We start from the raw sequence: 16,975 nt of genomic DNA, 5'->3' as shown, positions 1-16,975 counted from the left end.
CGAAATAGCTGGCCGGCTGCCCGGCGGCGCTCAGGGTGCGGGCGAGCCGCCGCGCCTGGGTGCTCTTGCCCGCACCGTCGATGCCGAGCAACACGATGACCGCCGGTCGCCGTCGACGCCGCATCCGATGATCATATCGGCTGGCGTGTACGCCCAGGCGGGGGTCACGGCCGCGCGGGCGCCGGGGGCGGGCGGTCAGCGGGCGGCGGCGGGTGGGGGCGGGAACAGGTCCCAGATGACGGTGACGCGGTCGGCGCCGGCGGTGGCCAGCAGCCGGCTGTCGGGGGCGAAGGCGACGTCCTGGATGGGGCCGGCGTGTGCCGGCAGGCGGTGCGCGGGGCCGGGGCGTTCGGGGTCGCTGATGTCGCGCACCGTCGCGGTGCGGTCGCCGCTGCCGGTGGCCAGCAGGGTGCCGTCGGGGCTGAAGGCGACGGCGTGCACGGCGCGGCGATGGTCGGCCATCTCGGCGAGGAGGGTTTCGGTGGTGGGGTCGGCCAGCGAGTAGACCCGCACCGTGCGGTCCTTGCCGGCCACGGCGAGCAGGTCGCCGTCGGGGCTGAACGCCACCGTGAACACCGCCCCGCGGGCGCCGGTCAGCGTCACCGTGGCGCTCGGGTGGGTCGGGTCGGCCAGATCCCACAGGGTGACCGTGCGGTCCTCGGCGCCGGTGGCCAGCAGGGTGCCGTCGGGGCTGAACGCCACCGCCCGCACGGCGCTGCGATGCCCGGCGAGGATCGCGGCGCGCCGCGGCACCCCCGGCTCGGCGAGGTCCCACAGCAGCACCGCCCGGTCGTCGCCGGCGGTGGCCAGCAGGGTGCCGCCGGGGCTGAAGCCGAGGTCGTGCAGGTAGCCGCGGTGGCCGGTCAGCGTCATCAGCGGCACCGGGCGGGCCGGATCGGCCACCTGCCACAGCACGGTCGTGCCCGCGTCACCGGCCGCGGCGAGGATGCGCCCGTCCGGGCTGAACGTCACCGCCCGCGCCCACTCCTGGTTGATCCGCCGGCCGTAGCCGACGGCGGCGACCAGCCGCGGGGCGTCGGGGAACGCCGCCTGCCACAGCCGCACGGTGGTGTCGGTGCCGCCGGTGGCGAGAAGCGCCGCGGTCGGGCTGAAGCTGACGCTCATCGGATGGCCGCGCTCCTCGGGCAGCACGGCCAGGCGGCGGGCGGAGGCCAGGTCGCGCCCGGCGCCGCGGTCGCGCCGGGCGGCCGCGCCGGTGAACGTCGCGGGGCCTGCGCCGCCGCGCGCCGCCGCGGCGGGCGGGGCGGCGCCGTCCCGGGCGCGCCCGGGGGTGGGCTGCTCGTCGGAGCCGGCGAACGCGGTGGTGGGAAACGGCGGCGGGGCGAGGCTGGTCGCGGGCCGGGGGGCGACCACGGCGACCTGGCGCAGCAGCCAGTCCCGGGCCAGGGTCGCCTCCAGGCCGAACAGGTCGAAGGCGAGCAGGCCGGCGAACGGCGCGGGCCGCGAGCAGTCCTCGATGCGCACCAGGATGATCCGCCCGCCGCCCGCCGCGGCACCCCCGGCGGCCGACCGGGTCGTCTGCGCCCGGTACGCCGCCGACCAGATGACCAGGATCTCCCCGCCGAGCGCGAGATGGCGGTCGAGATCGACCGGCGCGGGTCCCGCCGCCGGCGCCGCGGACGGGCCGGCGGCGACCAGCGGGTGGCTGAGCACCCGGTAGCCGGCCTGGGCGAGCTGCCAGCACAGCCAGCGCGCCCAGGCGGCGTCCGGCTCGGCGACGGCGTGGGAGACGATGATGTCCCACGACGGGCCCGCCGGCAGCGCCCGGACCTCGCCGCCCGGACCGCCCGGCTCGGCGTCGCCCGCGCCGGGGCCCGGCTCCGCCGCGGCGCCACCCATGCTCACACCTGGTAGCCTGCCACGCCCCTCCGCTGACGAGAACACGACCATGGTGGCCCCGCCTGCGCGCGGTGTGGCCGCTTCGCGCGCCGATCTGCGTTCCCGCCAGGCCCCTCGGAGCTCGGCGACCACCTGTCCGGCCGTCCTCGCCAGCGCCGACCGGGCCGGGTCCGCCTCCCCCACGGCCCGGATCCCTGGGCGCGACCGGGCCCGGCGGGCCTACAGCCCGACGCGGCCGGAGGGGTTGTCGCGGTCGAACAGGCGCCCGGCGCGGATGTAGCCGTCCAGGGACGCCGAGGAGCGCCAGCGGCCCTGGCGCATGATGGACCGGTCGGTGACGCCGGCGCGGGCGGCGGCCGTGGCGAACCCCGAGCGCAGCGAATGCCCGGCGAAGTCGGCCGGGTCGAGCCCCGCGGCGGCGACGCGGCGCTGCACGATGCGGGCCACCGACCCGGGGTAGAGCCGGGTGGCGCCGACGTGGCCGTGCCGGCTGACCGCGCGAAACGCCGGGCCCTCGCGCAACCCGGCGCCGTCCGCCCAGGCCCGCCACGCCCGCACCGGGCAGGTCGGCCGGTAGGAGCCGTAGGCGATGCCGATCAGCGCCCCGGCGCCCTCCTGGTCGGTCTTGGACATCCGGATGGTGAGGATGAGACCGTCGGGGGTCTCCACCAGGTCGGCGACGTCGAGGCCGACCAGTTCGGAGCGGCGCAGGCAGCCGGCGAAGCCGATGAGCAGCAGCGCCCGGTCGCGCAGGTCGGCGACGTCGTCGTCGCCGAGGCCCGCCACGACGCGGCTGAGCAGGTCGGTGTCCAGGGCCGTCTTGCGGGTGGGACGCACGCCGCGGGTGCGCCGGATGCCGTCCCAGACGGCGCCGACCTCGGGGGCGGCGGCCGGGTTGGGATGGTGGGCGAGCTGATGGGCCACGGAGATCGCAGCGAGGCGGCGGCGGATCGTCGAGGGCTTGTAGCCGGCGTCGGCGAGGGTCGCCAGGTAGCCGGCGACGGTGGCCGGGGTCGCCGGCAGCGCGCTGGGCGGCACCGGCTGACGGGCGCACCAGGCGCGGAACTGGCGCAGGTCGCTGTCGTAGGCGCGCCACGTGGCGGCCGACCGCGCCGCGCGGGCGTAGTCGCCGACCCGTTCGGCCAGGTCGGCGGGCAGCTCCAGCGGCGGCACGGCGCCGGCGGACCGCACGATGTCGCCGTGGGCCACGATCTCGCCGTTCACCGGGCAGCGGGCCGGGCCTGAAGGGTCATCGCGGCCCACGATATTCCCCGCGCGGTCTGCCTTCCCCTCGCGGTCTGCCCTGCCTGTGCGCCGACGGCGGTGAGGGACACGGGGGCGTTGCCAGGGGTCGGCTCGGCGGCGGAAAACTGTCGGAGCCGGGTCCTATCGTGATCGTCGTGTACACCTGCCGCCCTGCACCGCGGCGGCCACAGCTGGAGGAGGACGGCCCATGCACGCAGCGGACCCCCGGGCGCAACGGATCGACCGCGGCCTCGCTCTGACCCGCCGCGGCCGCCCTGAGGCCGCCCGCCGCCTGCTCGCCGCGGTGTGGCGGCAGCTGAGCCCCGTCGACGACGCCCCGCTGCGCGCCGACTGCGCCATGACGATGGCCGGCCTGCAGGACGACCCGCGCGACCGGCTCGCCTGGTGCCTGCGGGCGCTGACCGCGGCCGAGCAGGTACGGCAGTCCTACATCGGGCGTTGCGGGGTGCCGCTGCCGCTGTGCGCGTTCTACCCGATGGTGCTGCACGATCTCGCCGACGCCTACCATGTGCTCGGCGACGACGAACGGGCCCGGGAGTGCGAGGCGCGCTCCGGGTCTGGGCTCGCCGGGATGCACCGCCTCGGCGAGGTCGGGCTGCGGGAGATGGCCGCGTTCGCCTCCTCGCGTCTCGCCGGCCGCCTCGGTGTCCCCCTGCCCGTGCAGGACCCCTGGGCCCGGTGACGCCGTAGGATTACCCCGGGAACTCCGCAGGCCGTGCTCCGAGAAACGCGTCGCAGATGGACACGGCTCCTCGCCCTCCCGCGAGGAGGAGGTGGCGGCCTCATTGTCCGCTGCCCGAACTACGGAGATCATCGTGGACCTCGGTCTCGGTCTGCCCATCAGCGATCCCGCCCGCCTGCTCGACTGGGCCGCTCGTGCGCAGGCGGCCCGCTTCGACTCGCTGGCGCTGCTCGACCGGCTCACCTTCGACAATCCCGAACCACTCGTCGCGCTGGCCGTCCTCTCGCTGGCGCTGCTCGACCGGCTCACCTTCGACAATCCCGAACCACTCGTCGCGCTGGCCGTCCTCGCTGGTGCCACGACGGGCCTGCGGCTGCAGACCGAGGTCCTGCTCGGCCCGTTGCGGGCCACCGCGCTGCTGGCCAAGCAGGCCGCCACCCTCGACCGCATGTCGGGGTCGCCGTAGTACCGGAGAAAAATCGGGCGGATATGGCTCAGTAGGCTCCTGGCCTGGGGATCTTCAAGCTCTGGCGGGAGGTGTTGGTGTCCGTCGAGGTGGTCACGGGCGAGGAGCTGGAGGGGCTGCGGGGGTTCCCGGAGATCGGCCGGGAGGAGCTGTTCCGGTTCTTCACGTTGACCCCGGCGGACCTGGCGTTCATCGATCCCGGCCGGGGCCGAGGGTCGACTGGGCGCGCGCCGGCAATCGGCTGATCACCGGTTGTAGCGTGGAAAAATCCTGGAAGCTGTGGGATGTGACGGAGCCCGCGGCGCCGACATTGCGGGCGACCCTCACCGAGATACTCAAGTCGGTAAGCAAGGCCGCCTGGTCGCCGGACAGCCGATCGCGTCGACCAGGGTGAACAGAACTGGCCGGTGCGAACGGTAGAACCGCTCCAACAACGGCAGGTAGTTGTCGCCGTGATACGCCGACACCGCCTCGGCCGCGGTGGCCAGCTCGTCGATCCCGCCGGCGTCCTCTGTCCGCGGCGTCGGTCACCCGCGCCTCGCCGGCGAAGTGCGCGATCTTGCCTGGCGGGATGCCCTCCAGCCACTCCCCAGTCGGCCCCAGCGCATCCAACCGGGCCAGATACGCCAGGCGGTCCTTGAACTTGCCCAGCGTTGCCGCCTGCGCCGAGTCCTTCAACCGGTCCAACTCGCTGCGCCGGGTCGCCGGGTCGACCCACAGCAGCCGCTCCAACCGTGCCCGCTGCATCCGGTCCGGCCGGGCCGCCACCGCGGTGAACATGCCGCCGTTGACTTCGGTGCGGATCAAACCGGGTTGTCCTTGGACTGCACCGCCTTGCGGATCGCCGCCTCGGCCACCACCCGCACCTTGGCCGGCGTGTACTTCACGCCCATCCGCGTGCGCACGAAGTCCCGGTGCCGCCACAGCGTCCGGTCCGACTCGTGCACAGCCTCCACGGCCTCGGCCAGCTCCAGCTTGCCGCGCACGTAATCGACCACCGCCGCCGGCACGTCTGCCAGCTTCGGGAAGTACCCCAGCCGCTGGTAGCACTTCAGTAGCACCACCAGCGCCAAGAAGTGCTGCTCGGTGGCGGTCTTCGACCGAGCCCACCCGACCTCGTCCGCGGCGGGCGTGAACGCCTCTGCCAGCTCCCGCGCCGACACCACCGGCTTGAACCGCGGCTACGCGGTCCGATCAATCGACGCCAACCCGACATCCCAGCAACGATCAGGACCGAGACGTCGGCACCATAGCCACCGGAAACGACCACCCGGCGCCCGGCCTCTGACCAGCAGCTACCGGCGACGGCAGGTTTCTGGCGTATTCCGGCGGCACCCCCACGAGGTCGTCCTCATTCCACGTCGGCGATCAGTTCACGCAGGGCGGTGACATGCGCCTTGAGCGCGTCGCGACCGGAAGGGGTCAGCGAGATCCAGGTGGTCCGGCGCCCGGCATGCACGCCTTTCCGGCTGCGCACGTAGCCCTCGGCCGCCAGGGCGCTGACGTGCTTGGACAGCACCGAGTCACTCACCGCGAGGTGCTCGCGCAGGGTGACGAACTCGGCCTCAGACACGGCCGTGAGCATCGTCATCAGCTTCAGCCGGGCCGGGGCCTGCAGGATCGGGTCGAGATCCGGGGTCACCGCAGCGCCACGAGCACGATCAGGAACATCAGCGCCAGAGCCCCGGCGACGGCCAGCACGACGCCGTTCTCACCACGGCTGTGCTCGGCCGGCGCCCCCTGGTAGCGGTGCCACCACCGCTGCCCGGACCAGGCGTAGACGGCACCGCCGGCCACGGCGGCGACGGGCACCAGCCACCAGGCGGGTGTGAAGGCCGCCCAGGTCGCCAGCCCGAAGGCCGCCGTGTAGGACACCGACGCCACGCCGGCCGTGCCCAGCAGCACCTGGCCAGCCAGGCCCCCGACCCATGCGCCGTTCAGCCGCCGGAACTGCCACAGTCGCACGGCCGCCACCAGGGCGAAGACCACGAGGCCGCTGGCCAGCAGCACCGTCCCCCAGCTGTCCTGGCGGGCGATACCTGTTGCGCCGGTGACGATGTGGACCGCGATGGCCACACCGACCGAGCCGTGGAAGAACGACGGCAGGCGCAGGCCGCTGGCCAACCTGGTGCGAGCGGACTCGGCATCCGCGATCGCGGCCCGAGCCTCGGACGGCCCGAAAGGCTGCTCTGTACTTTCCATAGCGGAAAGCATGCGCCATACTTTCCAACCTGGCAAGTAGCACTTCGACCCCGACCCGCGGGTAGCACCCGCCTGGCCCGCGGACACCGCTGCGCCCATCCGGGTCAGGCTGCCGGCGAGATCATCCGTGCCGCCCGGGACATGCTCCCGACCCCCGAGGCCAGCGTCACCTCGATCGCGAAGCTGCTCGGCGTCAGCCCCGGCACCCTCTACACCCACATTCCCGACCTGCGCGAGCTGCGCGCCGCCAGCTCACCGCGGCCGAGCCGCAGGCCAGTAGATCATCGCCGTTTGCGGCTGGTGACACGTTCCTTACCGGAACCCCTCGTAGTCGGCTCGCCGCCTGGGGTCGCGCAGCACGGCGTAGGCGGCGACGACCTGCCGTAGGGCCGCGTCGTGGTCGTGGTTGGATTGCGCGGCCTGTCGCGCGGGCATGCGGGTGTCCGGGTGATGGCGGCGCATCAGCGTGCGGTGGGCGCGTGTGATCTGCCTGCCCGAGGCCGAGGGGTCGACCCCGAGCACCGGGTAGAGGTTGTGGTCGGTGGTCATGCGCGGCGTCCTCCAGCTGACCCGGTCGGGAGGTCGGTCTGGCCCCCGGCGGGGGCCAGACCTGCGCGTGAAACGACGTGCGGATGGACATTGCCTGGGAATCGTGAGTGGTGGCTGTGCCTCCCTTCGCCGTGCCGCTGGATCGGTGTCGGGGGGCCGGGCTGCTGGGCGGCGCCCGCTGCCCGGCCCACCGTCGAAGCCGTCGGGCTGCCGACGGTCCGGACGGGTGAGGCTGGGGACAGCCCGCCGTCGGCGGTGGTCCCGGCGACGCTGGTCCCGGCACGGGTGGTTGCCTCGACCCGCCCGTCGGAACGTCGCTGCCCCACTCGGCCGAGATGATCGCGTCGAACTCGGCGTGCAGCAGGTCGGGGTCGGAGCAGATCAGATCGGCCAGCTGCGCCTCGACCGGCCGGACCGGCGCCGGTGCCTGCGAGGTCGTCATCGGTCCCGCCCCGGGTCAGGCGTGGATGGCCCGGCGGTCGTCGCTGGACGTATCAATCGCGATCTTCCGGGGCTTGGCCTTCTCGGCGACCGGGATCCGCAGGGTCAGCACGCCGACGTGGTAACTGGCGGTGATCTTCTCCGTGTCCAGGTTGTCGCCCAGGATCAACTGGCGGCTGAACACTCCGCGGGGCCGCTCGGCGACCAGGACCTCTCGGTCTTCTTGCAGTGCCGGGCGTTCCGCCCGCACGGTCAGCACATTGCGTTCGACGTCCAGGTCCACGGTTGCGGGGTCCACCCCGGGCAGATCGAACTCCGCCACGAACTCCTCGCCCTCGCGCCAGGCGTCGATTGGCATCCCCGTCGGCCGGGCCACCGTGCCCAGGGTGCCGAGCACCTGCTGGCTCAGCCGATCCAGCTCCCGGAACGGGTCGGTGCGCACCAACATCGGAACTCCACCTCCACGATCACGATCGTGCTGATCAGAGCTTTCGATCATCCACTTATCTATGGTGGCTGACCTAGATTTTTGTATAGCACCAGTGGCAGATTGAGGCAAGACCCCGGTCGGCCGTCCGGGGAGAGTCCCTGGAGGCGCCCCGTGAGCCCGTCCGATGTCAACCCGGCCCAGGGGGTGTACGGGATCTCGGTGGCCGCCGACCTGGTCGGGATGGACCCGCAGAGCCTGCGCCTGTATGAGCGGCGCGGACTGCTGGAGCCGGCCCGCACCGACGGCGGGACCCGCCGCTACAGCAGCGACGACCTGGCCCGGCTTCAACGCATCGGGCATCTACTCGCAGCCGGGCTGAACCTCGCCGGGATCGCCAAGGTGCTCGAGCTGGAGACCGAGAACGCACGGCTGCGAGCCGCACTCAACCTGACTCAGGCCACGGACATGGAGCCCCCACCTCGGTCGACCCGCCCTCGAACCACGGACTGAGGCAGGAAGGCCGCGCCCACGACGCCGACCGGCGCGGTGAGCGCCGCGAGCACGAAGCCGGCGACGAACCCCAGGAAGATCGCATTCACTCCGGTCGGCGTTCTCGTCTCGCGCGCCTGAACCAGCACGGTGACGTACCGAATGACCAACGACCGCGGCCATCTACCGGCCAGTCGCGACCGTGAGTGGCCCTCTACGGGGTGCCGGTAAGAAACGTGTCACCAGGTGCAAACGCGGGTGATCTTCCTGGCAGGGTCCGCCGCGCTCAGGCCCGGCCCGGCTGGCTCGTCGTGCGTGACTGGTGGACCAGATACGACATCGCCGGCGCGCCCAGCCCTGCCGGCACGACGAGGTGCTTGCCGTCCTCTCGGCCCAGCCACCGGTCCGTGACATCCGTCCGAGTGGGGACGTAGCCGCGCCGGTCGGGGGCGTCGTTAGTGCGGCTAGCCCGTCAGCGGCGTCACCACGGCGTTGGTGACCAGCGTGAGACACCCGGCTTGTTCTGTCTGCTGCTCGAGGTGACGGGCACGGATGGTGCCCTCGTGGGCGTAGAGCAGGTCCCGCTTGAGAGCGTGCAGCGACTCGCCCTTGTTGAGCTGGCGGGAGATCTTGCGCCGGTATGCGGGGGCGGACAGGTAGCGGGCAGCGTAGATCGTGCGTCGCAGCGCCCCGTACTCCTTGAGCGCCGCCGCGAGGGCGTTCTGCCGGGCGGCCGCGGCTGGTCTGCCAGGTCAACGTGGCCGTCGGTGGGCCGGACACGCTCGCGCGTGCCCGCCGGGCCATCGCCGACTACTACGCCTTCGCCGGTCGGCCCGGGTGGGGCGAGCCGCTGCACGACCCCGCCGAGCTCGTCGACACCGTCGCCGCCTACGCGGACTTCGGCGCCGACGAGCTGGTGCTGTACTGCTACGCCGACGATCCCGCGCAGGTCGACACGCTCGCGGCGCTTCTACGCTGAGCCTGCCGCCTGCCGCCTGCCGCCTGCCGCCTGCCGCCTGCCGCCTGCCGCCTGCCGCCGGGGCGTCGCCGCGGCGACGCCGGGCCGGGCCGCTCACCGGCCCGGCGGAGGCTGCGAACCCCGGCGTGCCCGCACGCGGCGGCGGCGGGCCAGGCGACGCAGGCCGTGGGCGGCCAGCCCGGCGGCGAGCAGCCCGAGCCCGCCGAGCACCGCCGTGGCGGGCAGGGCGAACGCCAGCAGCCCGCAGCCGACCAGCCCGGCGGCGGGCACGGCCCGCGGCGGGCGGCCCTCGTCGGCGCGCAGCGTCCAGGCGCTGGCGTTGGCCACCGCGTAGTAGACCAGCACCCCGAAGGAGGACAGCCCGATCGCCGCCCGCAGATCGGCGAACCCCGCCAGCACGGCGACGACCGCACCGACGGCCAGCTCCGCGTGATGGGGCACCCCGACGCGGGGCGCCACCGCGGCCAGCGTGGCGGGCAGGTGCCCGTCGCGGGCCATCGCCAGCGTCGTGCGCGACACCCCGAGGATGAGCGCGAGCAGCGACCCGGCGGCGGCGAGCACCGCCCCGACCCGCACGATCCCGGCGAGCCCCCCGGCGCCGGCGGCGTGCACGGCGTCGGCCAGCGGGGCGCTCGCCGAGGCCAGCCGCCCCGGACCGAGGACGGCCAGCACCGCGACGGCGACCAGCAGGTAGACGACGAGGGTGATCGCCAGCGCGGTCGGGATGGCGCGGGGGATCGTGCGCGCCGGGTCGCGGACCTCCTCGCCGAGGGTGGCGATGCGCGCGTAGCCGGCGAAGGCGAAGAACAGCAGCCCGCCGGCGCGCAGCACCCCGCCGGCCGTCACCTCCGTACCCCCATCGCCCGGACCCCCACCGCCCGGACCCAGCCGGGCCGGGTCCGCCGCCCCCGAGGCCAGGCAGGCCACGACGACCGCGGCGAGCACCGCGAGCACCACCGCGACGATCAGCCGGGTCAGCGCCGCGCTGCGATGCACCCCGGCGAGGTTGGCCGCGGTCAGGGCGACGACCGCGGCGACGGCCACCATGTGGGCGTGCGCCGGCCAGGCGTACTCGCCGACGGTGAGCGCCATCGCCGCGCACGACGCCGTCTTCCCGACGACGAACGCCCAGCCGGCCAGGTACCCCCACAGAGGTCCGAGCCGTTCGCGGCCGTAGACGTAGCTGCCTCCCGACGTCGGATAGCGCGCGGCCAGCCGCGCCGACGACGTGGCGTTGCAGTAGGCGACGAGCGCGGCCAGCCCCAGCGCCGGCAGCAGCCCCGCCCCGGCCGCCCGCGCCGCGGGGGCGAACGCGGTGAACACCCCGGCGCCGATCATCGCCCCGAGTCCGATCATCACCGCGTCGCCCAGCCCGAGGCGGCGTACGAGCCGCCCGGGATCCCTCGCCGCACCGGCCGCATTCACACCGGCCATCGTGGCGCTGGCGGACCCGGCGCGTAGGGCGGATCGCGTAGATGCAGGGGCCGGTCAGCCGCCGCGGACGGTCATGCCGTGGCGGGCGGCGAGGCCGGCCAGGTCCGGCACGCCGAACTCGGCGGCCAGCTCGTCGAACAGGGCCACCTTGTCCGCGCCGAAGCGGCGGACGTGGCCGCGGTAGGCGTCCACGGTCAGGAAACTCGACGGATGGCTCTTCGAGTGGAACTTGTCGGCGTACATGACGAGCCGTTCCTCGACGGTCTGCGCGACGTAGTCCCCCGGCGGCAGCGGCAGATCACCGCGGGCGATGTCGGCGCGGGTCAACCCGACGCCGGTGTGGCAGGAGGCGAAGCGGCAGACGGTCTCGGGCAGCCCGCCGGCGGCGAGCAGCTCATGGCCGAGTACCCCGTGGCGCAGGTAGTGGGCATGATCGAGCTGCCCGGCGTCGTCGTAGAGCCGGTAGACGCCGATGTCGTGCAGCAGCGCCCCGGTGCGCACCAGCCCCGCGTCCGCCTGCGGCGCGGCGCCCGCGGCCAGCAGCCCGGCGGCGATGTCCCACACGATCTGGCAGTGGGTGTGCACGAGCGTGAACGCCGCCTGCGACGGGGCATGCCGGCGGTGCAGCTCGGGTGCGTCCACGGCGACGTCCCACGACGGCTCTGGCGCGATGACCATGCCAGGACCGTACCGGAAGCGCCATGCGGACCGGCGCGGGAACGGCGCGGGACCGGCGCCGGGAATGTGTCCGATGCGGGACCGGTCAGGCCACCCGCTGGGAGCGGCGCGCCCATGCCTGGTCGAGGGTGCGGGCGAACAGGTCCGTCGGGCGCGCCCCGGACACCGCCAGGGTGCGGTCGACGACGAAGAACGGCACCCCGGTGACGCGCATGTCGTGGGCGGCACGTTCGTCGGCGAACACCCGCTCGGTGTAGTCGTCGCCGGCCAGGACCCGGCGCACCTCGGCGGGCTCCAGCCCGGCGGCGGTGAACACCTCGACGGCGATGTCGTGATCGAACACGTCGCGGCCGGCACCGAAATGCGCCTGGTTGAGCGCGCGGACCGCCTCGGCCTGCCGGCCCGCCTCGCCGGCCAGGTGCAGCAGCCGGTGCAGGTCGAAGGTGTTGCCGTTGCGCCGGTCGGAACGGTAGGCCAGCCCCTCGTCGCGGGCGGCGTCGGCGACGCGGTGCTCCATGCCCTCGATCTCGGCTGCCGGCACGTCGCTGAACTTGCGCGCCAACGCGGCGAGCAGCGACTCGGACCGGCCCCGGGGCAGGGTCGGGTTCAGCTCGTAGGAGTGGAAGCGCACCTGCACCTCGTCGCGGTGGGCGAATGCGGCGAGCGCCCGGTCGAACCGAGCCTTGCCGACGTAGCACCACGGGCAGACGACGTCACTCCAGATGTCCACGCGCACGGCGGACCACCATCCTCTTCTCACCGCTTCTCGTCCGCGGCTCCCCGGCTCCGACGGTCGGCGTACCGCAGCAGGCGGACCCTCGGCGTCGCCACCGTGTCGAGTGAACACCACCGGCGTTGCGTCGCGGCCCGCCCGCTGCTGACGAACCGGGCACACCGCGCCGGGGCGGCCCGACCCTGATCTCGCCGGGTCGGGCCGCCCCGGCGGTCGCAGCCCAGGCCTACTCCAGGCCGGGCGATGGCGTGACCGCGTTCACCTGAATCGCCGGTGAACAACGGGCCTCGGCATGCTCCGTGCTGTGTGCGTGAGGCGTGCGGGTCGGCACGCGCCGGCGACGCTCACGCCCGCCCGGGCGCGCCGCCGACGCCCGGCACGCCTCGCACCCGGGCGGGCGGCGGCGTTCAGGCCGGCGCCACGGCGCAGGTCAACCTGGTCGCGGTCAGCCGCGGGCGCCATGCCGCGACGATCCCCTCGCCGGGCCTCGCCCCGGCCGCCGACCGTGCCGCAGGTGCCGCCGTCCGCCGCGGGAAGGCGGCTGCCGTCGGCGACGACAGCCGATTCCCACGCCCCATGACGGGTGCATTTGCCCGGATATATGCCGGTGCGCGGGCCCTCGTCGAATCCGGCCGCCCGGCCGGGACCTGGGCGCGCCGATCGTCGGCGTCCGGCGTGCGGCACGAAAGGCGCCTTCGCTCTCGACACACCCGACCGGGAGCCACGTCCGGGTCACCCCCCGGCGGCGCGGGCGGTGCTGGGCGAGCGTCACGAGCTCGTCCACGGCCTGCTGGCCTACCAGCAAGCCGGGATGCGCCACGCACCCCGCTGGAGCCGTGAGCGCGACGGCCTTCCGCGGCGCCGTTCAGCGCGCCCCGGCGGCCGGGCCGTCCACCGCCGCGTCCGCGGACGGCGCCGGTCCGGGGGCCTCGACGGCAGCGGCGGCGTCGGGCGCGGCGGGGGTCGTGGTGGCGGGGGTCGTGGTGGCAGCCGGGGCCGAGTGGTCGTCGTCGTGCAGGCTCTTGATCTCGGACTTGAAGATGCGCAGCGAGCGACCCAGGGAGCGGGCGGCGTCGGGGAGCTTCTTCGCCCCGAACAGCACCACGACGACGACGATGATGATGAGCAGTTCAGGCGTGCCGATGTCACCCACGAAAACCATCCTTCGGACGGGTCGGACCCACCGCCGGCCTCGAGGGCATGCTAGGGGTCCCGGTAGTACCGGTAGTAGTCGCCGAGTCGTCAACGTTAGCGTCAGGCGTCGTGTGATCGGCTGCGTGCGGCGGGGTGGTTCGTGGCGATGAGGGTGTTCTCGGACGCGGAGCCGGGGTAGCTGCGCGGGTTCCCGGAGTCGATCGCGCCGGAGGAGCTGGTCCGTTGCTTCACCCTGATGCCGGGGAGGTCGCGTTCGTCAACGGCCACCGGGGCCCGGCGAACCGGCTGGGTGTGGCGGTGCAGCTGGTGATTCCGGTCGGGGAGCTGCGCTCCTACGGCGCGCGGGAGCAGACCCGTACCGATCATCTGCGTGAAGTCGCCGCGTTCCTGGGCTGGCGCCCGCACGAGAGGAGGCCAAGGCCGAGACGTCCGCGCGGGGCGCTGGGATTGAGCTCAGGGGCGTAGGACGGCAGGCAGATCATGGTGAGCCAGCGGTCGTTCTCGGCGACGAACGCGGTCATCTCGGCGCATGTGTGCCGGTTAAGGTTGTCCCAGACAGGCACGATTGGCCGGTCAAGCCGGTGGTGCGCGTCCAGGATCAGATCGCGGACCCGGGCCAGCGTCCACGGCTGGTCAACCCCTCCGTGTGCCTGCGGCCCGTGGTCCAACTCGGCCTCCGGAGCGAGTAGCTGCTCGGCGTCCAGGCGGCAGCGCGACGCCGGCCCCGTGAGCGCAACGCCTACTCCAGCCGAGCACGCTCCACCGCCCTGTTCCAACTCTGCGCCGACCTGCCCGCCGCCGTACTCGCCCGCCTGCTTGGCATCCACATCAGCGTCGCCACCGCCTGGCAACGCGCCAGCAGCGGCGACTGGACCAGCTACGCCGCCGACATCAGCCGACGACACCGCGCCATCCAACACCCGCGCTAAATCCGTGGCACCGGACGACGACGACACCGAAACTGACGATCATGCCTTTCGTCGAACTCGACCCTGTCCAGCTCCGGTACGAGGTGCTGCCGTTGCACGGCAAGGTGGCGCTGGTCACCGGCGTCAGCCGACGCGCGGGCATCGGATACGCCACCGCCCGACGCCTCGCCGCCCTGGGCGCAACGCTGTTCCTGCACCACTACACGCCGCACGACCAAGACCAGCCCTGGGGAGCCGATCCCGGCGGACCGCAGGCGGTCATCGACGGCGTGGCCGACGCCCGCGCCGACGACCAGGCGGCCATCCACCACGTGGAGCTCGACCTCACCGCTCCCGAAGCACCCGAACAGTTGGTCCACAGTGCCGGCGCCGCCGTCGGGCACCTCGACATCCTCGTCTGCAACCACGCCCGCAGCGGCGGCGACGGTCCGTTGGGCACCCTGGACGCGGCCATGCTCGACGCCCACTGGGCCGTCAACACCCGCTCGACAATCCTGCTGGCTCAAGCCTTCGCCGCTCAGCACGACGGCCGCCGGGGCGGACGGGTCATCTTCATGACCTCCGGGCAGGACCTCGGCCCGATGCGCGACGCGGTCGCCTACGCAGCCAGTAAAGGCGCCCTCGCTTCCATCACGCGCACCCTCGCGGACCATCTCGCCGACCAGGCCATCACCGTCAACACCGTCAACCCGGGTCCCGTCGACACCGGCTACGCCCCACCCGAGGTCCACGAAGCCGTCCGCCTCCGTTTCCCCCAGCAACGCTGGGGCACTCCCGACGACCCTGCTCGCCTCATCGCCTGGCTCGCGACCGACGACGCCAGCTGGATCACCGGGCAAAACATCAACACCGAGGGCGGCTTCCGCCGCTCGGACTGACAACTGCACGACCTCGACCGAAGGGGATTCCGAGACCGGCCGGGCAGCGCTCCGCCGCGGCGGAGCGCTGCCCGGCCGGGGGAATGCCCCGGCTGTCGTCCGAGTGGGGTCGCGCCCGCCGCTGCCGCCACGGGGTGGCCCGCCGCTGGTGCCCTGTCGCCCGCGTGACGGGCGATGCGGTGTTTGACGAAGCGCCGCGGACGGGTACATCGCGGTCGATCTCGCCGCCGATCACCGGCCGTCCCGCCGCTGATCCTCACCTGTCGGAGGCCCGCTGTGCTCTGGACCCTCATCACCTGGGTGGTACTCGGTCTCATCGCGGGGGCCGTGGCCCGCCTGCTGGTGCCCGGACCCGATCCGATGAGCATCCCCGCGACGATCCTGCTGGGCGTCGTCGGCTCGTTCGTCGGCGGTTTCCTCGGCTACGTCCTGTTCGACAAGGACTTCGGGGAAGGGGCGTTGCAGCCCTCGGGCGTCGTCGGGTCCATCCTCGGCGCCATCGTCGTGCTGCTGGTCTGGCGGGCCGTGGGCGGGCGCCGCCACGCGCTGCACCGCTGAGCCCGCCGCACCCCGCCCCGCGGCCTCAGGCCCGGCGCCCCGCCCCGGGGCGCCGGGCCTCGTCCTTCTCAGACCAGCTCGTTGTTCTCGGACCAGCTGCGCGGGTCAGCGCTGCGCTGCGCGGGTCAGAGCAGTTCGGCGGCCAGGGCGCGCCATTCGGCGACGGTGGGACGCCCCGACCGGTTCGCCAGATCGACGTCGGCGGAGATGACCTGCACGGCGACGTGGTCGGCGCCGGCGTCGAGATGGTCGCGCACGCGCTGCGCGGCCTGCGCGGGGGTGCCCCAGGCGTAGAGGGCGTCGACGAGCCGGTCGCTGCCCGACCCGGCGACGTCGTCGGCGTCGAATCCCAACGCCGCCAGGTTGGCGACGTAGTTGGGCAGCGTGAGGTAGTAGCGCAGGTTCGACCGGGCCAGCTCGCGGGCTTCGGTGGGATCGGTGGCCAGGACGACCTTCTGGTCGGGGGCGAGCAGCGGGCCGTCGCCGAGCGCCGCGCGGGCGGCGACGGTGTACTCGGGGGTGACGAGGTAGGGATGCGCGCCGCGGGCGCGGCGCGCGGCCAGCTCGAGCGCCCGGGGTCGCAGCGCGGCGAGGACCCGCGCCTGGGCCGGCACCGGGTCGTCGGCGCCGTCCAGCCCGTCGAGGAACTGCCCCAGGTGGGCCAGCGGCCGGGTGTACTCGCGGCCGAGCCCCTCGACGACCCGGGCATGGCTGATGCCGAGTCCGAGCAGGAAACGGTCCGGGTAGGCCGCGTCGAGGCGGTGGTAGGCGGCGGCGAGGGGGCCCGGTTCGGTCGTCCACACGTTGACGATCCCGGTGGCCACGGCCAGCCGGCCGCTGGCGGCCAGCACCTGCTCGGGCAGGGCCAGGTCCGCCGGGGCGGCGCCGATCCACAGCGCGCCGTAGCCGAGGGCGTCCAGTTCCGCCGCGGCGGCGGCGGCGTCCGATCCGGTCCAGGCGAACGACGGCGACCACACGCCCACCCGCCCCAACGACACCGCCATGACGGTCCTCCTCACGTCCGCGCCGCTGCCGGCGCCGGGCCCCGGGCGTGTACCCGGACACCCCTCACGACATGTTCGACGACAATCAAACATGTACCCCGAGTGTACGACGACGATCGAACAGGGCGTGAAAGGGGAGCACCCACCGTCCCCGCCGGCGCCCACCGCACCGCGGAACGCCCTCCGCCTTCCGCCCGGCGGCTGGCGGCTGGCGGCCCGGGCACAGGTGGCGGGCGCCGCCG

At 73.9% G+C, this 16,975-nt stretch carries 19 protein-coding genes and 3 pseudogenes; 7 read left to right on the top strand and 15 right to left on the bottom strand.

What is annotated here, in order from left to right; translation table 11 throughout:
* Positions 1-195 precede the first annotated feature (195 nt).
* Together FRAQA3DRAFT_RS07925 and FRAQA3DRAFT_RS07920 are read right to left on the bottom strand one after the other, a co-directional pair.
* Positions 196-1,860, bottom strand: a complete 1,665-nt coding sequence (locus tag FRAQA3DRAFT_RS07925; protein WP_035920672.1) for a TIR domain-containing protein — start codon at positions 1,858-1,860, stop codon at positions 196-198.
* A gap of 219 nt (positions 1,861-2,079) precedes the next feature.
* Positions 2,080-3,123 (bottom strand): site-specific integrase, encoded by a 1,044-nt coding sequence (locus tag FRAQA3DRAFT_RS07920; protein ID WP_009738548.1) that lies wholly within the window; start codon positions 3,121-3,123, stop codon positions 2,080-2,082.
* Between the two features lie 190 nt (positions 3,124-3,313).
* Between FRAQA3DRAFT_RS07920 and FRAQA3DRAFT_RS07915 the strand changes: the two genes are divergently transcribed.
* Both FRAQA3DRAFT_RS07915 and FRAQA3DRAFT_RS07910 read left to right on the top strand, forming a co-directional pair.
* Positions 3,314-3,808: a hypothetical protein gene (locus FRAQA3DRAFT_RS07915; RefSeq protein ID WP_009738547.1), complete on the top strand. Its 495-nt coding sequence runs from the start codon at positions 3,314-3,316 to the stop codon at positions 3,806-3,808.
* A gap of 133 nt (positions 3,809-3,941) precedes the next feature.
* Positions 3,942-4,265 (top strand): annotated as a pseudogene (locus FRAQA3DRAFT_RS07910) (LLM class flavin-dependent oxidoreductase); the annotation flags it as partial.
* 198 nt (positions 4,266-4,463) lie between these two features.
* Here the strand turns inward: FRAQA3DRAFT_RS07910 and FRAQA3DRAFT_RS35850 are convergent.
* From FRAQA3DRAFT_RS35850 to FRAQA3DRAFT_RS07885, 6 genes are all read right to left on the bottom strand, one after another.
* Positions 4,464-5,081, bottom strand: coding sequence for a hypothetical protein (locus FRAQA3DRAFT_RS35850; protein WP_198287046.1), 618 nt, complete (start codon positions 5,079-5,081; stop codon positions 4,464-4,466).
* Positions 5,078-5,440, bottom strand: coding sequence for a DUF4158 domain-containing protein (locus FRAQA3DRAFT_RS07905; RefSeq protein WP_051054208.1), 363 nt, complete (start codon positions 5,438-5,440; stop codon positions 5,078-5,080). The genes FRAQA3DRAFT_RS35850 and FRAQA3DRAFT_RS07905 overlap by 4 nt, the downstream gene beginning before the upstream one ends.
* Positions 5,441-5,625: 185 nt before the next feature.
* Positions 5,626-5,916, bottom strand: coding sequence for a transcriptional regulator (locus FRAQA3DRAFT_RS07900; protein WP_009738544.1), 291 nt, complete (start codon positions 5,914-5,916; stop codon positions 5,626-5,628).
* On the bottom strand, positions 5,913-6,488 hold the full coding sequence (locus FRAQA3DRAFT_RS07895; RefSeq protein ID WP_009738543.1) for a hypothetical protein: 576 nt from the start codon (positions 6,486-6,488) through the stop codon (positions 5,913-5,915). The genes FRAQA3DRAFT_RS07900 and FRAQA3DRAFT_RS07895 overlap by 4 nt, the downstream gene beginning before the upstream one ends.
* A 300-nt stretch (positions 6,489-6,788) precedes the next feature.
* Positions 6,789-7,025: a J domain-containing protein gene (locus tag FRAQA3DRAFT_RS07890; protein ID WP_083873525.1), complete on the bottom strand. Its 237-nt coding sequence runs from the start codon at positions 7,023-7,025 to the stop codon at positions 6,789-6,791.
* Positions 7,026-7,482: 457 nt separating this feature from the next.
* Positions 7,483-7,914 carry an Hsp20/alpha crystallin family protein gene (locus FRAQA3DRAFT_RS07885; protein ID WP_009738542.1) on the bottom strand — a complete coding sequence of 144 codons (432 nt, stop codon included), beginning with the start codon at positions 7,912-7,914 and terminating at the stop codon, positions 7,483-7,485.
* A gap of 153 nt (positions 7,915-8,067) precedes the next feature.
* Here FRAQA3DRAFT_RS07885 and FRAQA3DRAFT_RS07880 point away from each other — a divergent pair, with 153 nt between their 5' ends.
* On the top strand, positions 8,068-8,406 hold the full coding sequence (locus FRAQA3DRAFT_RS07880; RefSeq protein ID WP_009738541.1) for a helix-turn-helix transcriptional regulator: 339 nt from the start codon (positions 8,068-8,070) through the stop codon (positions 8,404-8,406).
* A gap of 461 nt (positions 8,407-8,867) precedes the next feature.
* On the opposite strand, the pseudogene FRAQA3DRAFT_RS38535 reads toward FRAQA3DRAFT_RS07880, so the two are convergent.
* A pseudogene (locus FRAQA3DRAFT_RS38535) lies at positions 8,868-9,122 on the bottom strand (Tn3 family transposase); the annotation flags it as partial.
* Positions 9,123-9,142: 20 nt separating this feature from the next.
* Between FRAQA3DRAFT_RS38535 and FRAQA3DRAFT_RS07875 the strand changes: the two are divergent.
* A complete protein-coding gene (locus FRAQA3DRAFT_RS07875) occupies positions 9,143-9,364 on the top strand; it encodes a hypothetical protein (RefSeq protein ID WP_198287045.1) in 222 nt (73 codons plus the stop codon).
* A gap of 93 nt (positions 9,365-9,457) precedes the next feature.
* Here the strand turns inward: FRAQA3DRAFT_RS07875 and FRAQA3DRAFT_RS07870 are convergent, their stop codons facing one another.
* The 4 genes from FRAQA3DRAFT_RS07870 to tatA form a co-directional block, all read right to left on the bottom strand.
* Entirely contained in the window at positions 9,458-10,798 is a 1,341-nt protein-coding gene (locus FRAQA3DRAFT_RS07870) for an APC family permease (RefSeq protein ID WP_009738539.1), read from the bottom strand.
* Between the two features lie 54 nt (positions 10,799-10,852).
* A complete protein-coding gene (locus FRAQA3DRAFT_RS07865; RefSeq protein ID WP_009738538.1) occupies positions 10,853-11,476 on the bottom strand; it encodes an HD domain-containing protein in 624 nt (207 codons plus the stop codon).
* An 85-nt stretch (positions 11,477-11,561) separates the two neighbouring features.
* Positions 11,562-12,212, bottom strand: coding sequence for a DsbA family oxidoreductase (locus tag FRAQA3DRAFT_RS07860; protein WP_009738537.1), 651 nt, complete (start codon positions 12,210-12,212; stop codon positions 11,562-11,564).
* Between the two features lie 862 nt (positions 12,213-13,074).
* Complete coding sequence (gene tatA, locus FRAQA3DRAFT_RS07855; protein ID WP_369809403.1) at positions 13,075-13,371, bottom strand: Sec-independent protein translocase subunit TatA; 297 nt, start codon at positions 13,369-13,371, stop codon at positions 13,075-13,077.
* Positions 13,372-13,542: 171 nt separating this feature from the next.
* Between tatA and FRAQA3DRAFT_RS35845 the strand changes: the two are divergent.
* A pseudogene (locus FRAQA3DRAFT_RS35845) lies at positions 13,543-13,763 on the top strand (DUF4158 domain-containing protein); the annotation flags it as partial.
* On the opposite strand, the gene FRAQA3DRAFT_RS38530 reads toward FRAQA3DRAFT_RS35845, so the two are convergent.
* On the bottom strand, positions 13,727-13,927 hold the full coding sequence (locus FRAQA3DRAFT_RS38530; RefSeq protein WP_369809446.1) for a transposase: 201 nt from the start codon (positions 13,925-13,927) through the stop codon (positions 13,727-13,729). The pseudogene FRAQA3DRAFT_RS35845 and the gene FRAQA3DRAFT_RS38530 overlap by 37 nt on opposite strands.
* A 407-nt stretch (positions 13,928-14,334) precedes the next feature.
* Between FRAQA3DRAFT_RS38530 and FRAQA3DRAFT_RS07840 the strand changes: the two genes are divergently transcribed.
* Together FRAQA3DRAFT_RS07840 and FRAQA3DRAFT_RS07835 are read left to right on the top strand one after the other, a co-directional pair.
* Positions 14,335-15,171 (top strand): SDR family oxidoreductase, encoded by an 837-nt coding sequence (locus FRAQA3DRAFT_RS07840; RefSeq protein ID WP_009738534.1) that lies wholly within the window; start codon positions 14,335-14,337, stop codon positions 15,169-15,171.
* 276 nt (positions 15,172-15,447) lie between these two features.
* A complete protein-coding gene (locus tag FRAQA3DRAFT_RS07835; protein WP_009738533.1) occupies positions 15,448-15,729 on the top strand; it encodes a GlsB/YeaQ/YmgE family stress response membrane protein in 282 nt (93 codons plus the stop codon).
* A gap of 125 nt (positions 15,730-15,854) precedes the next feature.
* Here FRAQA3DRAFT_RS07835 and FRAQA3DRAFT_RS07830 read toward each other — a convergent pair whose 3' ends face one another.
* A complete protein-coding gene (locus FRAQA3DRAFT_RS07830) occupies positions 15,855-16,733 on the bottom strand; it encodes a TIGR03620 family F420-dependent LLM class oxidoreductase (protein ID WP_009738532.1) in 879 nt (292 codons plus the stop codon).
* Positions 16,734-16,975: the final 242 nt, after the last annotated feature.

It is taken from the genome of Frankia sp. QA3, from assembly GCF_000262465.1.
Lineage (GTDB): Bacteria > Actinomycetota > Actinomycetes > Frankiales > Frankiaceae > Frankia.
The sequence above is the reverse complement of the archived record's forward strand: the minus strand, read 5'-3'. Positions and strand labels throughout refer to the sequence as shown.